13 protein-coding genes and 3 pseudogenes are annotated in these 14,128 nt (G+C 56.3%); 11 read left to right on the plus strand and 5 right to left on the minus strand.

From position 1 onward, the window contains the following. Positions 1–92 precede the first annotated feature (92 nt). The 3 genes and pseudogenes from IB263_RS34385 to IB263_RS32325 form a co-directional block, all read left to right on the plus strand. Positions 93–236 (plus strand): annotated as a pseudogene (locus IB263_RS34385) (SyrB2 regulator); the annotation flags it as partial. A gap of 120 nt (positions 237–356) precedes the next feature. After that, a complete protein-coding gene (locus tag IB263_RS32320) occupies positions 357–866 on the plus strand; it encodes a hypothetical protein (protein ID WP_192439535.1) in 510 nt (169 codons plus the stop codon). 32 nt (positions 867–898) lie between these two features. Further along, complete coding sequence (locus IB263_RS32325; RefSeq protein WP_192439536.1) at positions 899–1,438, plus strand: hypothetical protein; 540 nt, start codon at positions 899–901, stop codon at positions 1,436–1,438. 93 nt (positions 1,439–1,531) lie between these two features. Here IB263_RS32325 and IB263_RS32330 read toward each other — a convergent pair. From IB263_RS32330 to IB263_RS32345, 4 genes and pseudogenes are all read right to left on the minus strand, one after another. Beyond that, positions 1,532–1,734, minus strand: a pseudogene (locus tag IB263_RS32330) (cold-shock protein). 339 nt (positions 1,735–2,073) lie between these two features. Further along, a complete protein-coding gene (locus tag IB263_RS32335; RefSeq protein ID WP_058329199.1) occupies positions 2,074–2,547 on the minus strand; it encodes a helix-turn-helix transcriptional regulator in 474 nt (157 codons plus the stop codon). A gap of 593 nt (positions 2,548–3,140) precedes the next feature. Further along, positions 3,141–3,575, minus strand: coding sequence for a hypothetical protein (locus IB263_RS32340; protein ID WP_192439562.1), 435 nt, complete (start codon positions 3,573–3,575; stop codon positions 3,141–3,143). Then, positions 3,568–4,281 (minus strand): ParA family protein, encoded by a 714-nt coding sequence (locus tag IB263_RS32345; RefSeq protein ID WP_192439537.1) that lies wholly within the window; start codon positions 4,279–4,281, stop codon positions 3,568–3,570. The genes IB263_RS32340 and IB263_RS32345 overlap by 8 nt, the downstream gene beginning before the upstream one ends. A gap of 653 nt (positions 4,282–4,934) precedes the next feature. Here IB263_RS32345 and mobC point away from each other — a divergent pair. From mobC to IB263_RS32385, 8 genes and pseudogenes are all read left to right on the plus strand, one after another. Continuing rightward, positions 4,935–5,336, plus strand: coding sequence for a plasmid mobilization relaxosome protein MobC (gene mobC / locus IB263_RS32350; RefSeq protein ID WP_192439538.1), 402 nt, complete (start codon positions 4,935–4,937; stop codon positions 5,334–5,336). A gap of 3 nt (positions 5,337–5,339) precedes the next feature. Then, positions 5,340–7,283: a conjugal transfer protein TraA gene (locus tag IB263_RS32355; RefSeq protein WP_246811145.1), complete on the plus strand. Its 1,944-nt coding sequence runs from the start codon at positions 5,340–5,342 to the stop codon at positions 7,281–7,283. Positions 7,284–7,371: 88 nt separating this feature from the next. Beyond that, entirely contained in the window at positions 7,372–7,758 is a 387-nt protein-coding gene (locus IB263_RS34890) for a transposase (protein ID WP_060530559.1), read from the plus strand. Further along, positions 7,755–8,102, plus strand: coding sequence for an IS66 family insertion sequence element accessory protein TnpB (gene tnpB / locus IB263_RS32365; RefSeq protein WP_060530558.1), 348 nt, complete (start codon positions 7,755–7,757; stop codon positions 8,100–8,102). The genes IB263_RS34890 and tnpB overlap by 4 nt, the downstream gene beginning before the upstream one ends. Before the next feature lie 72 nt (positions 8,103–8,174). Further along, positions 8,175–9,740 carry an IS66 family transposase gene (locus IB263_RS32370; protein WP_060530572.1) on the plus strand — a complete coding sequence of 522 codons (1,566 nt, stop codon included), beginning with the start codon at positions 8,175–8,177 and terminating at the stop codon, positions 9,738–9,740. Next, positions 9,740–10,045, plus strand: coding sequence for a hypothetical protein (locus IB263_RS34390; protein WP_060530557.1), 306 nt, complete (start codon positions 9,740–9,742; stop codon positions 10,043–10,045). Before IB263_RS32370 ends, IB263_RS34390 begins: the two co-directional genes overlap by 1 nt. Before the next feature lie 45 nt (positions 10,046–10,090). After that, positions 10,091–10,582: pseudogene (locus IB263_RS32380) on the plus strand (conjugal transfer protein TraA); the annotation flags it as partial. 6 nt (positions 10,583–10,588) lie between these two features. Further along, on the plus strand, positions 10,589–10,798 hold the full coding sequence (locus IB263_RS32385) for a hypothetical protein (RefSeq protein WP_192439539.1): 210 nt from the start codon (positions 10,589–10,591) through the stop codon (positions 10,796–10,798). On the opposite strand, the gene IB263_RS32390 is transcribed toward IB263_RS32385, so the two are convergent. Then, positions 10,795–14,043 carry a hypothetical protein gene (locus tag IB263_RS32390; protein ID WP_192439540.1) on the minus strand — a complete coding sequence of 1,083 codons (3,249 nt, stop codon included), beginning with the start codon at positions 14,041–14,043 and terminating at the stop codon, positions 10,795–10,797. The genes IB263_RS32385 and IB263_RS32390 overlap by 4 nt on opposite strands. Positions 14,044–14,128: the final 85 nt, after the last annotated feature.

Consider the following 14,128-nt stretch of genomic DNA (forward strand, 5'->3'; position numbering starts at 1 on the left):
GAACGTCGAGGCTCGACTTGCTTGCTCAGGCGGTTTGTCGCATTCAATGCGGCGTTTGCATCGCGAAAACCCGTGAGGCAAAGCAGCCGACGGCGACGACGACTGCAGCTCCAGTTCTCGACGACATCGCAGATCTTCTCCAGCTCGAAGAAGAAAACGCGCGGCTGCGCAAGGCGCTCGCCGAAAAACTGCGGGCCGAGAATGCCGAACTGCACAAGCGGTTGGGCCTTGCCTGATCAATGGGGGAAGGGCCAATCGGATAGCCTGATTGGCCTTTGTCATCGCATTCTGGCTGGAGCTCGTCCGAGGGCTGCGGCCAAGGATGCGGGTGCCATTGATCGGGTTGGCGGCGCACTATGAAAGCGCCATGGAAATATCTGGTCCAGCTGGCGTCCCTGGGAAGAACGGGCAAGGAGCCGGAGACCCTTCCTGAAATCGGGACCGAGGACCCGGCGCGAGAAGTTGCCGACCCGATCGTGGAAGCCTCGAACGAGGAGGCAAGTAGTCTCGACGTTTCGAACATCGATGCTGCGGCTGACGAAGATGACGGGACGGTCGCTACAACAGTCGACCGGTCACCTGCCGACGCTCCGGTGATGCTTCCGGAACCCGCCAGGCCACCACAGCCACCGCCGACGAAAAGGCGGAGGCGCCGCCGGAAAACGAGCGCTGGCGATGTTGCAGTGGCCGAAGTCGTCGAGTATGGAGATGGCAGCTCCGGTGCCCCACAGCCGCCGATGACCTTCGTCGATGAGATGATCGCACTGGACGAGGACATCAGGCAACTAAGACGCCGGCTTGCAGAAAAGTTGCGGTTGCAGAACACGCAGCTCAAACAAATGCTCGGGCGGTATGACACGCCTTAAAATGATGTCCCACCCGTAAACGTTGGAGCCGCATGAAACCGCAACAGCGAAAGTTTGTCGTCGAATTCAAATCGGCTCGCCGGCGGTCGACTACCAGCCAGTCTTCAATTTGGGGCGATACGGACCTCAAAGCGCTTGTGCGCGCTGCGGAAACAGAAGCACCGCATCTGTTCGAACCGGCTCAGCGCATGAAGCTGCCTTCTCCAGAGACCACTGCAGAAGTTTTGCCAAACGAGGGCGCCGTAATCGAGGCTGCTGCCCCAATCGCAGATCTGGCGGACCCGACAGAAGGCGGCACTGGTAGCGTTGATGTTTTTTCCGGTTCTGCTCCGATCCCACCCTTGGAAGTGGATCGCCCGCAGGCTATCCGACAAAAAACGAAGCCGAAGCGTCAGGGCTCGCGCCGGGGTCGCCCTATTGGCAGCCGGACGGTCATCGCTACTCCCGAAGCAATTGCCGACCTTGCGGCGCTCGAGGAAGAAAATCGCCGGCTGAAAGCGCTGCTCGCGCAACGGCTTCGGCAGGAAAACATCCTGCTCCAAAAAATGCTTGAACGGTTCGAAACAAACTGAATTGTGGTTTGCTGACCTCGCTTCGAAGGCCAGCGACTCCTGCGTTGAACCACAGCTCGCGACTTTCGTCGTTGTCACTGTACAGTTGGCAACTCAGGCTGACCTGACGTTTTCGGCTCGCGATTTTCCTGTCTTGCGGTCCTGGCCAATGTCGTAGCTGACCTTTTGGCCGTCTCGAAGCGGACTGCCACCTTCAACCGCGGACACGTGGACAAACACGTCCGTTCCACCGTTCTCAGGTGCGATGAAGCCGTAACCCTTGTCTTGATTGAAAACTTAACAGTACCGATTGCCATCATCATCCTCGTTCACTGTAGTGGCTCTGCAGTCGTGCGAAGCCTATTCACCCTCTTGGCTCACTGCAATCACGCAAACGGGTGAACTTCGGTTCGCTCTCGGTTGTGAATAATGAGAAACCCCTAAAATTATAGGGAACAAAAGTAGGCGGGGACCAGAACGAAGGCGCAACCATGTCGGCAGTTCCGATCGTGGCTACCACAGCAAAAAGTCGAGTAAATTTGAAAGGAATATCGCCGCCAGCCGATTCTGGAGGTCGGGCCCAATTGTACCCGCGTTCGAGGTCTTAGCTGATGCCGTGATGGCTATTATCCAAGAGCAGGAAGCAACCAGGATGCTTAGCGGCCTTCACCCCTGCTCGTAGCCACAGTGTCCGCCGACGGTTCCGCCGGCGTCATGCGCTTCAGGAGCCCGATCAGATCGCGCATGGTATCATGCGGTAAGCGTTCAATGAGCCTGGTTAGCGTCCGGCGATCCTCTGCCTCTTCCGGTGTCTTGCCCCACAGGTGGGGAGCGGTTTCGAAAATCATGTCGATCGGCATGAAGCCCATCAATTCACAGAGATGAATAAGGCGAGGAACCGTCATGCGTGACTCGGAACGCTCGTACCTTCCATAAACGGACACGGAAAGTCCAAGCAGCTGCGCCAGCTCGGCGCGGGAAAGCCCCTTGTCCTCACGAGTTTTCTTGAGAAAAGCGGATATGCGCTCGTCCATCTCGTGCGATGTTTGAATGCCGTCGAAGCCAGTCTTGCGATAGACGGGCCTCTCCAGTTCTGGATCGTTTGTTTCCACTAAATCCCGCGCGCCCATATAGCTGCTTAAATCACTCACCGATCATACCCTCTTATGCAAGCCGCCCTCGGCAGCCACTCCGCACCAAATTGCATCGATTTGCCTTGCTCCATCTCAGATGAACGCTTCGGAGTCCACTATCTTTTTGGGGGTTATTTTCGATGGTAAGCTTCCTTCAGGCGGTGAACCGAAATGCTTCAACATTGCCCGGAGCTTCGAGCCTATTTGCATCTAAGAGAGAGCAAACAGGAGAAAAACGCAATTAGCGATTCTTAGCGGCTACCATCTCCAACCTTCGGGATTTGCATTGAAAAACAGCTGCAATTTCTCTCTCGCCGCTAATCAGGGCGAGTCGCGCAGCCAGCTCGCAAGCGAGTTCTTCGTCGGAAATTCGAAGGCAACGTCTGACGTTCAACTCAGAGCCAATACGATGCCCAATGATGTCCGATTTCGCCCATACGAACAGCTGCGACCACGCTTCAACGTCGGTTGGCCACGTAACGTCTCGGGCATGGCGTCAGCAGGATCCTCTTGAGGCAATATGCTCTCGGTGAGGCTTTCATTCATGTCGTCGGGTGGCCGAGACGAGGCGCCTCGAGATGGTAGCCAAATCAATAGCCGTTATCTTTGAGGTATTGATCGATTGCCGCCTGCATGATCTTGGTCATCTTCACGTCGTTCTCGAAGGACGCTCTTTCCAGCCGTTTCTTCGTCTCATAGTTCAATGGGCAGTTGACGTAATGTTTGGATTCGCGATCGTGCGCCCTCTTCAGGTCACGCAGCCGAACTCTCGAATCTTCTCGTTGTAGGGCTTTGCTCACCGACCGCTCGCGCCGGGCTTCCTCTGTCGGCACTATCAAGCGGCTTGGCCTTTGCTCAGCCTCAAGAAGGGATGCAGGTGCGTGAGGCTGGTTTTCGGCGCCAGTTTCCTCTGACGGCCGCTCCAAGCTCAGGGGAGCATCATCCCGCTTCGCAGCTGGGTCCACTGTACGGGTGCGACGCGGTGCGACCGCAAAGTCTGAAACCGTTGTTTGACCCTTAGCCATTGGCCGTTACCCCTTTCCTTCGGGAGAGAAGGTCTTCGATGTTCTGAACCAGGCTCATCACTTCGGCTCTCGCTTTTTTCACCGGATCCGTGAGGTCCAGCATCTGCAAAGTACCGTAGCCATTTCGGATCTCACGATAGCAATTGCGCTCCATGAGTTCGGTCTCGAGCAGATAGGAGTCGTAGCCACCTTCTCGAAGGTTCTCCACAAAAGGTCTGATCAGCCGATACGCTTCAAGCGCTCTGGCCGGCAACGTTATCCTGGTGACTAAATTGGCGTGGGGGATCAGTCGTCCTACTTTGTCTGAAATATCCGCCGTGTCAGCCGCGGCCTGTCCTGCCGCTTTGATCTCGTCCTGGTTCGGCTGGATTGGCGTGAGCACGATATGTGATCCGGCGATGATCGCATCTTTCAGAACGGTGTCCTGGCCGGGAGAGTCTATCAGGACGACATCGAACCTGTTCGCGTCATTTTCCAGAAGCTGTTCGACGGCGGTCTGGCGGGCCGCGGTGACCAGTTCGATGTTTTCAGGAAGGTTGTCCTTCGCATCGCTACGTTTCCACCATTCCTGCAGGTTTTGCCGACCGTCCGCATCGACGAGAAGGACGCGCTTTCCCTGAAGGGCATATTCTCCTGCGATCAGAATTGCCGCTGTCGTCTTTCCGGCTCCGCCTTTGCCGCTCACCGCTGAAATGCATAGAGGCATATGTGGCATCTCCTCTTGCCAACCGATACGTGTCTCGGCCGCTAGTTGGGTGTCCGGCGCGGCTGTTCAGGGCCGAGAACGCACACATGATGTGAGCAATCGCTCACACGATATCGCAACATGCTACTATCATACGGTGTAGTACATCTCTGCCATTAAACCAAGTCCGCATCATGGGAACAATGATCCCCATGATGTGTCGCTGTGTTTATGTGACCACATCGTGTGGAATCTTCGTGTTGTTAACTCGTGTGGAGTTTTCACACGAGGCCCCTGCGGTTGCTCCTGGAGGCGCCGTCAGATCAGTGAACCTCGGAGCCGCGTAAGGCCGGCTTTGACGCTCGCACGGAAGCGGCAAGGGCGAAGAGCGGAGCGTCCCTTGCCGCTGAGTACGAGGGGCAGACAAAGGGCTTCAGAAGCGGATTTCGGAGGTGAACCTTGGTGAGCGTTTCCACGATTGAACGACCGGGCGAAGTCCCGGTCTGAAGGAATTGAAAGGGCGAGCGTAGCGAGTGCGGCTCGAAGGTGTTACGTTGAATTTCCCTATACTGAGAGTGGCAGGATACGGAAAAATGTGCTACGCCATTTTCCTGCAATCGAGGGACGAGCCCTCGATCATCTGTCGCAAGCGCCAGTAGGGGGCAAACGGCCAAATGAATGAGGGGACGTTCAACGCTCTTCTTGAGCCTCCGAAGAAGGATCGCACTCTGCACGTGCGTGTCACGGATGACGAACATGCGGCGATCGAGACGGCTGCCGCCGCCGCCGGCATGACAGTCTCCAGTTTTTTCCGTTCCCTGAATCTGGAAGGGGCGGGCGTTCGGCCAATCCTGACCGGCGATGATCGCCTGGTTATGGCGGCGCTGCTTGAAGACATGCGGATGATCGGCATCAACCTGAACCAGGTCGCAAGGGCGCTCAATAGCGGTCGGGGCGTGCACCCGAGTGAGTTGGACATCAACCTTGAGAACGTGCAGCGGGTTCAAGCCGCTGTCATGAGCGAGCTTCGTGCTCTGACTCGGCGCGCTGGTTATCAGCGTCGAGGGGAGAGGTAGCGTTTGGAGATCTTCTTCGGCGCATTCACCAGTGAGTGGGAGCAGCGGCGCGCAGCGCTGTTGCAGGAAATGTCGGCTGGCGGCCGTCGTGCTTCGGCTGAGGAAGAAATGCGGAAGCGCCTGAACCAGTTGGCCCAACTAGGCTCGGCTGGTGGAGGAGGTGGCAGCTCCGGCGCTTCTGGCAGTCCAGGAGGTCCACGGAAGGGGCGGCGTGCGCCTCGATCAGAAGAGGAGCTGCCGAAAGGCGCGAGCCGTCCCATGGATGTCAGGTTAGCGGCAGTCGCGAAGGGCAGCCAGCCGGCAGTTGTTAAAATGGCATCCTATGGCGGCGGCGCTCGCGTCGGTGCCATGTTGAACTACGTGTCTCGCGCCGGAGAGCTTAAGGTCGAGGACGAGAGTGGCCGCATCCTGGACGGACGCGAAGATCTCGCGCGTGTCCGGGGCGATTGGGATCACCTTTTTCAGAACCGGGCCGAAAGTCGAGACATCGGGAGTTTTACGATCGAGATCGCGACTTCGGCCTTCGCATCCGACGCGGCAATGCACGAGCTGGTGCGAAGCTCGTTGACGAGCGGCTTTGGCGATCGCCGCTATGCCTATGCCGTGGAGAAACGTGACGACGGCTCTCTGACCGTTCAAGGGCTCGTAGTGCTCAGGAGCGGGCAGGGGGAGCGGCTGACGGGCGACGCCAAGGCTGCAGCAATCATCCAGAGCCGACACGACACCAGCGCGGCCGCTCGCGACGCAGAGGCCAAATTCTCGTTCCAGGGTTACGGCAATGGCGTCGAGTTCGGAGCCAGCCGTTTGCGCGACCTCGTCGAACGATATCGGGACCTCCGCGACGATAGCGGTCGACAAATAGCTGACGAAAAGACAGCTGCTAACCTGGTACAGAAGGAATGGCGCGGCGAGCTTCACAGCCGGAAGAGCCGAGACGTGATGCACGTTATCATGTCGGCGCGGGCCGGAACCGACGTTGCGGCATTCGAGGGGGCGGTGCGCGACTTCCTGGCACACCAGTTTGCAGGACATCGTTATGCCTTTTCCATGCACGATCCGGAGAGCGACCCGAAGCAAGAAGGCGCGGGGGGTAAGCGTCCGCATGTTCATGCTCATGCGATCGTCGCCATGAAATCCGACTCCGGTGATCGCATCGAAACGACGCCGGCAGTGTTCCGGGAATGGCGATCAGTCATGGCTGAGAAGGCGCGCGACCATGGCATCGAGATGGAAATGACCGATCGCCGTGAGTTTGCCAGCCCCCCGGCATTCACGCGCACTCAGGTTCAACCGGTGAACCGGGAGGGCCGCACGGAGCATGTCGGGACGAGCGAGGCGGCGCAGGGGCGCTATGACGCCAAGCGCAGCGGCCGACGGACGGTCCCTAAGAGCGACAGGAGCCGGCAATACATCATAAAGGTGCAGGGCTCGTGGCAAAAAATCGCTTTGGCGAGTGGGGATCAGCAAACCGCTACCTATGCCGTAAGGCATGGAGAATACTTGCAATCTGGGCTTTTGGCGACGCAGACGGAAACCAGCACCGCCGTAATTCATGCGGATTTTGGATCGAATTTCCGCACCAATTTGGTTACATTGGAGGAGATGGTTCTGGAGGGTCAGCAATTGCGCGAAACGTCACGAGCAGAATTTGAGGTTTACGAGAAAAAGGTGGAGACGGCTCTGTTCAAACTGCAGCGCACCGTCGCGTCAGAGGATCGTGCCGACTTTGATGAAGTCGCGGGCCTGGCCCGAGATTTCGTCAACCAAAAGCGTGAGCTGGTGGAGCTGTACGAGCAGCGTAAAGAGGCGTTGGCGGAGCAGGGGAACCAAGAGGCACGCAACGATCCCCGCGATCCGATCAACGAGGCATGGAATACCGCTGCTTCCAAGCATGGTGCGGGTGTCGTCGAGGCCGGCAATGAAGCCATGCTTGACATCGATCACTAGTGAGCGTCCGGTGAGCGGATTTTGGTCCGGCGGGGAATTGGCGCAAGTTACGTCACAGATGATTCATTTGTGACGTAACAGGGTATGAATGGCCAAGGTTGAGATCCTGACGGGTGCCGAGCGACAACGTCGATGGTCCACGGAACTGAAGCTTTCGATCTTGCAAGAAGCGTTCAGCGCGGATGGCAGCGTTTCGGATGTAGCGCGCCGGCACGACGTTCTTCCGCAACAAATATACGCCTGGCGAAAGAAGTTCTCGCCATCCGAATTGAAACCTCCACAGACCCCATCGTTCATCCCGGTTTCGCTTATCGGAGCGTCGGAGAGCGTGAGTGACGGTTCCAAGAGGATCGGTGCTCGGTCGAGATGCAAGGACGTTGAAATCGTCTTGAGGAATGGCCGTCTACTGAGAATTGCAGCGGATATGGATCTCGAAGTGCTATCGTCGCTTGTCGCTTGTGTGGAGGCAGCATGATCGGGCCTTCGGGAAATGTGCGGGTTTATCTGGCCTGCGGAGTGACCGACATGCGGCGTGGCATTGATGGACTCTCCACGCTCGTTGAGACGGTCCTCAAGGAGGCGCCAGGATCCGGCGCAATCTTCGGCTTCCGTGGAAAGCGCGCCGACCGGATCAAGCTTCTATGGTGGGATGGCCAAGGGTTCTGCCTATTCTACAAGATTCTCGAGCGCGGATACTTTCCCTGGCCCACGGCGAAAGATGGTGTTGCGCATCTTACGCAGGCCCAGTTGTCGATGCTTGTCGAAGGGATTGACTGGCGCCGACCAGCGTGGACTTCCGCCCCTGGCCGCACGGGTTAAAAGCTATATTTTACAGGCACATCCGGGGCAAAACGCTAGTGCTTTCGCTGCAAATCGGCTATGTTTTTGGGCATGAAAGCACCGCCGCTGGACAGTCAGGACGAGCTATTGGCATTGCGCGCGCTCGTCGCTGAACAGGCGGCGAAACTCAGCGCACAAGAAGCCGAAGTCATCAAACGCGACTCGATCATCGGTCTTCTGCGCGCGCAGCTGGAACTGCTCCGACATCGGCAGCACGGCGCATCCTCGGAAAAGATCGATCGGAAGATTGAGCAATTCGAACTGATGCTCGAGGAGATCGAAGCCTCTCGCGCCGAGGCTGATGCTCGTTCCGGAAAAGGCCTGCTGCCAGATCTGGATGATACCCCCGACAAGCCGAAACGCAGGCCTCTGCCGGATGGTCTTCCAACCGAAGAGCGGGTGTACACAGCGCCCTGCAGTTGCCCGACGTGTGGTGGCAAGTCCTTCCTGAAGGCGGCCGACAAGGTGGTGCAGGTGATGGAGCATGTGCCGGCTTCTGTGAAGATCGTCCGGCATATCGAGAAGCGCATGGTCTGTAAGGACTGCGATACAACGGTATCGGGTGAGATGCCGAGCTTGCCGATCGAGCGAGGCAAACCTGGACCAGGACTGCTCGCACACATCATGGTCGCCAAGTTTGACGATCATATCCCACTCTACCGTTTGTCCGAGATGTACGACCGGCTGGGGATCGACATCTCCCGGTCTGTCATGGCGGACTGGGTTGGCCGTGTGTCCGTTCTGCTCTCGCCCCTCATCTTGCTGATCAGAGCCCATATCGCCGCGGTCGACCGAATACACACGGACGATACGCCGGTCGATGTTCTCGACCCAGGACGAGGAAAGACGAAGACCGGCAGGGTCTGGGTCTATGTCTTCGACGGCAGCGGCTACCAGGATCCCACGCCCGGAGCGATCGCCTATTACTATAGCCCCGACCGAAAGGGCGTGCATCCGGCTGAACACCTCGCTCACTTCAGCGGCGTAATGCATGCGGATGGCTATGCTGGCTATAGCAAGCTTTACGGCAACCAGATCATCGAAGCCGCCTGCATGGCGCATGTGCGCCGCAAGTTCCATGATGTGATCAAGCTCAAGCCATCTCCGATCGCCGACGAGGCTCTGTCGCGCATCGGTGCACTCTACGATATCGAGGATCGTATCCGCGGCATGTCTTCCGACGAGAGGCGAACACTGCGCCAGCAACACGCCAGACCCATTCTGGCGGACCTCAAGGCTTGGATTGAAACGACGCTTTCGACGCTGCCGCAGAAACAAAAGCTTGCCGAAGCGATGCGATACGCTCTCTCGCGATGGGCAGCTTTGAGCGTCTACATTGACGATGGCCGTGTCGAAATCGATAACAACATAGCTGAGCGCGCTATGAGGCCACTCGGAATTGGAAGAAAAAATTGGCTCTTTGCTGGGTCAGACAAGGGCGGCGAGCGCATCGCCAATATCCTGACCATCATCGAAACAGCTAAACTCCATGGCCACAATCCAGAGACCTATCTGGCAGACGTCCTGACCAGGATCCAGAGCCATCCGAAGGATCGACTTGAGGAACTGCTCCCGTGGCAGTGGACTCCGGCAAACGACCGGTACGAGGCTGCGTGATGGCGCGCTCAAGGATCATCTATACCCTCAAAGAGGTCGCTGAGATGATCGGCGAGAACCTCGAGTTGATCGAAGAGGTGACCGCCAACTCGGATAATATCAGCGAAGGCGAATTGCTTTATGTCCGCGACGGCAGCGAACACGGCACAAAGGGCCTGACCGAGAACGGCGTGGACGAGCTCCAAAATCTCCTCGCCGACATACGGACATGGGATGGTGGAATCCGCCAGTTTCTCGTCGATGAACAATGCGATCCGGATGTGGTCGAACGCGTTATGGCAGACGAGATGAAACGCGACCTATAATCTCGGCCTCTCAACCAAGCGAAAATGCCTTCGCCGGACGCTCACGATCACTACCGACAAGGTCTCGATCGGATCGAAGCCGGAGAGTTTGCGGCCGATCGCAGGGAGGCGATGCAGGCTGGTCTTGATCAGGCGATTGAGAAAGCTGCTCAATTGGCTGTCGAAGGAAACGGCTATCTTCGCCAAGTGGCTGAGAATGATGGCGATCTGCAGCGAGCGATCGGTCAGGTGGGTCGACCGACGGGAGTGCCACCTTCGACCGCGGATGTCACCGCGGAGCAAGAGCGTGATTTGCGCGGCGAAGAGGAAGATCGGCGGCCGCCCGACAATGACGCGCGAGAAGCCCACGATCTCGCTGCTGCTGTCGAGGCTACAAATCGCCTCCAGGATCGCCTAAATAAGGATCGGGAAACCGCGCAGCGTAGCGGAGAGACAACACGCACCGATCCCGCCCAGCAGCACATCCCTCGTCTCGAGGAGCTTGAGCGGGAACAGATCGAACAGAAGGAACGCGACCGCGACGATCGGGACCGTTAAACGGATATGTTGAACGACAACCGCCAACAATACGTCGTCCAGAGCAACGATCCCAAAGGTGACGAGGGGTTCGGGAAGTTCTTCGGCGCAATTATCGTATTTGTGATGTTTCTAGGTTTTGTCCAGGTGGCCCATGAATCGGTCATGGCCTGGTACCGTGATGTAATGGTTTGGCTGAACGACACCATGACCTATCTGATGGCTTTGGTTTCTTAATTCGCTTGGTTCACTACAAACGGTCTAAGCCGTCTATCGAGCCAATCGTATTCATTCGCGATAAGTTGGTCGACGTCTGAAGACAGCTCAACTTCGGCCCTCGGTTCACGTTGAAGAGCTGCGAGCCGCTCCTTCAACGTTCCAAGAAAAGCCTGAATTTGCGATATCGCCTCATCTGCGTGAGGCTCGACTTTAATTGATGAGATCCGCGCCAGGTCGGTCAGTTCCATAGTTCGCTGAGTCTCCTTTGAGGTGGGGTCGAGAGTCATGCGCGTCAGGTTGAATTCTTCAATGTGGCGATATTCGTCGCTTCGATCAGGGAACACATTGCGGAACCCCGTAACGTCACATGTGAAGCTTACCCCTTGAACGAGACGCTGCAGGCACGGCGACAACGTCTCAGTCGCGGTGTCGCGGAGGAAGCTCACGTAGGCAATCATGCCTTCGCTGAACTCCTTTCGATACTTATTGTGAAAACTTGAAAACCAATCGAGGCTCACGTGCCGAGCTGGCGGAAGACTCAACATGTCACCGTTGTGAGGGGCTAATACTGGGCCGAGGAAAAAGTTTCCAGGCTCGAACTGATTGTATGTCTTGTAATTTTGCTTGGCTGCACCGTTACACTCGTAAAAACCATCGAGCATATTGCAATAGACCGTTTCTCGCCCGGGAACCCATTTAAATGCGTTGCCCCGTTGCCCCTGTCGGGCGTCCATCGTGCCCAACAGGCCAATGCCCCTGTCATTCAGCATTGCATATACTCGGGGCAAACTATCCGGAATCAATCTAAAGTAGATTGCATTGGAACCCCGAAACGTGTCGCTATAAAGGGAGGGGTCTGTCAGCCACTCTCGATCAATCTGGCCCCGCCACATGTGTATCAATTTTTTGTTTCGAGGCGAGGTTAGTGCAATTTGCAGCGGAAGGAGATATTTTCCGGGGCTCCACCAATTTTCGATAAAGAACTGAAAGTCCGCGCCCAAGGAGGGGCCGAGGCGGATCTGATATGTGGGAACGAACCCTGTGAAATCCGACCGTGTCATCTGAAACCCCTGTGTTCCCAATCCATGGATCGGCAGCACAGAAGGCATCGGCGCTACCCGTTCCCAAGCCTCTGGATCAAATGACCTTGCCTCTCGAATGAGCTGTCCAGCAAAGAAGCTTTCACGATGGAAGCCGCCGGGCAATGGATAATTGGCGACCAGAGTGACAAGCATATCATTGAGACGGGAGCCGTCTTCAAAGAACGTGTCGAGCTGCCCTTCCAAAAGGCCTATTAGGCGGCGGATTTGGGTCGCCTCGAAGTCTTGATACAGCGCCTTCGAGACGCACTTGGCTACCGCTGTTCTCTGACCGGCAACAAACTTGGCTCCCGCTCTCAGCTGATGCTTGAACTGTTCTTGATTGACTGTCGAATCTGACAAGTAGTCCGAGAGCTGAAAATGAGAGACATTGTCCAGCACCCCGTTAACCTGCCCGGCCGCCTCGGAAACCATCAGCAATCCAATGAGATTGACCTCGGAGCAGTTTGAAACTTGGGAGGCGTTAACTGCATTTTGAGCGAGGAAGGCCGTACGAAATAGGCTTGGCGGATAAGCTGCGAGCTCGTTGATGACGCTGAAGTGCGCCTCCGCTGCCTCGCCCTCGCTAATAGCAATGTTGTACTCTCCTTTCTGAATGGCTGCTGTGATAATAAAAAGCTCAGCGAATAGGCTGGTTAATAGCCGTTTCGTCATCGCGGGAAGAGGGGATGTTGGCTCTCTGGGGAGACTGAGTAAAAAATCCGTCCCAATTCTGCCAAGGCTCTTATATTGATCATAGGCCTTCTCCGCATAGGATAGCCTGACCAACTTCAGTGGCTGTAGGCCTTCTCTGACCTCCGCACGTAGGGCGACGAGTTCCTGTTGAAGAGTAAAGTCGTTCTTCGACGAGAGGTTGCTGTAGGATTTTAGAAGCGCCTCTATTCTGTCCGTTCGAGTTGCGACATCTGAGAACCCAGCCTCGATCTGTTCGCTGAGCTTTACGATCATTTCCTTTAGTTCCTGGAGAGATTCCAGAATTGCTTCATCAGCGGTCTTTCCCCCGCCGTCTATAATCGCTGAAACTGCGACGACGGCGCCAACCACGCCCGATGCAGCGCCAGCGACTGCTCCGACCTGACCCATTGTCGTACTGGCACTCCCGAAAGCGGCCATGCCCTTTGAAACCGCTTGATATGCATCGTTCACCGCTTTCAATGCTTGAAATGATTTTGTGAGATCGTCACTTTTAGTGAGTCTGCCGACCGCAATGCCAAGCTCGATGGATTGTTCGATGCCGTATTCAAACTCGGACCTAGCGATCTGCTCTTTCTTCTTCTCCGCAAGTTTAATGCTTTGACGTTTGCCCTCGTCGCAAGCCGGCGCTTGGTCGCCTTCGCAAGCAATACCATTGAGCCGCTTCAGGATTTCGTCAATCTCAGCGAATGATGTGGCTTGATGGAGCTCGGCGGAGGCGTCCCGCAAGGCTTGTCGAAGACCTTCATCTTTAATTTGAGACCGGAGCGTAGCAACAAGGTCCTGCGTCACTCGGCTGGCCTTCCTCAGGTTGCTCAAATCCCCGCCGAGTTGCTCCTTTAGGCGACCTTCGATTGCCGCGGAATCCTTTACAGGCAACATCAAGGGATCGGCCATAATCTCCGTTACACCAAGGCGACTTGGAACGCCGATGTAGTAGCGAAAGAAGAGATCAAGCGCCTGCTGTTCATCTTGTGTAAGGGCGCCAGCATTGCTCATTGTTGTCAGATAAATCATGTTGTCACGGAATTTCTCCAACTCTTGCTCTGATTGCAGCCCTAGCGCTTCGTAGGCGCGAGGGGCCCGCATTGGGCCGCTCGTCAGGTAACGAGTAAACATTGAATAGAGGGAAAGTGCCTTGAAGACCTTTTTAGAGTCTTTGTAATTCTTTTCCGATATGGTGCGAAGGTCATCGAGTATTTGAGCCGAAGCGCCACTGCCTGCTGTTGTTGGATGCAACTCGATGAGCTCGTGAGTCCGCTGCATTATACTGACGTTAGTATTTATAGGATCTGCCCTCAAACGGTCAAAGTGGCTACGAAACTCATTGACCGACTTGGCGAAAGGAGATTGGCCAACCAGAGAGCCCCTTAAGAAATAGTAATGAAGCCTTAAGTCGTCTGGACTAGCTGCCTGCGCGTCGATAGACAAAAGTGCGAGGAACCCGATGACCAAGAATTTTTGCTTCATAATGAGCCCTCGGTGCCTTTCGCTTTGTCTCGGAAAGCGGTGAGTCGAGGCAGCATTAAGCAGTGATGACGGCGGAACGCCTACG

This window comes from Ensifer sp. ENS03, assembly GCF_014852035.1.
In the GTDB taxonomy this organism is placed as follows: domain Bacteria; phylum Pseudomonadota; class Alphaproteobacteria; order Rhizobiales; family Rhizobiaceae; genus Ensifer; species Ensifer adhaerens.

Coding starts and splice junctions, on each gene's coding strand:
- IB263_RS32320 (WP_192439535.1), top strand. CDS start 357: ATGAAAGCGCCATGGAAATATCTGGTCCAGCTGGCGTCCCTGGGAAGA.
- IB263_RS32325 (WP_192439536.1), top strand. CDS start 899: ATGAAACCGCAACAGCGAAAGTTTGTCGTCGAATTCAAATCGGCTCGC.
- IB263_RS32335 (WP_058329199.1), bottom strand. CDS start 2,547: ATGGGCGCGCGGGATTTAGTGGAAACAAACGATCCAGAACTGGAGAGG.
- IB263_RS32340 (WP_192439562.1), bottom strand. CDS start 3,575: ATGGCTAAGGGTCAAACAACGGTTTCAGACTTTGCGGTCGCACCGCGT.
- IB263_RS32345 (WP_192439537.1), bottom strand. CDS start 4,281: ATGCCTCTATGCATTTCAGCGGTGAGCGGCAAAGGCGGAGCCGGAAAG.
- mobC (WP_192439538.1), top strand. CDS start 4,935: ATGAATGAGGGGACGTTCAACGCTCTTCTTGAGCCTCCGAAGAAGGAT.
- IB263_RS34890 (WP_060530559.1), top strand. CDS start 7,372: ATGGCCAAGGTTGAGATCCTGACGGGTGCCGAGCGACAACGTCGATGG.
- tnpB (WP_060530558.1), top strand. CDS start 7,755: ATGATCGGGCCTTCGGGAAATGTGCGGGTTTATCTGGCCTGCGGAGTG.
- IB263_RS32370 (WP_060530572.1), top strand. CDS start 8,175: ATGAAAGCACCGCCGCTGGACAGTCAGGACGAGCTATTGGCATTGCGC.
- IB263_RS34390 (WP_060530557.1), top strand. CDS start 9,740: ATGGCGCGCTCAAGGATCATCTATACCCTCAAAGAGGTCGCTGAGATG.
- IB263_RS32385 (WP_192439539.1), top strand. CDS start 10,589: ATGTTGAACGACAACCGCCAACAATACGTCGTCCAGAGCAACGATCCC.
- IB263_RS32390 (WP_192439540.1), bottom strand. CDS start 14,043: ATGAAGCAAAAATTCTTGGTCATCGGGTTCCTCGCACTTTTGTCTATC.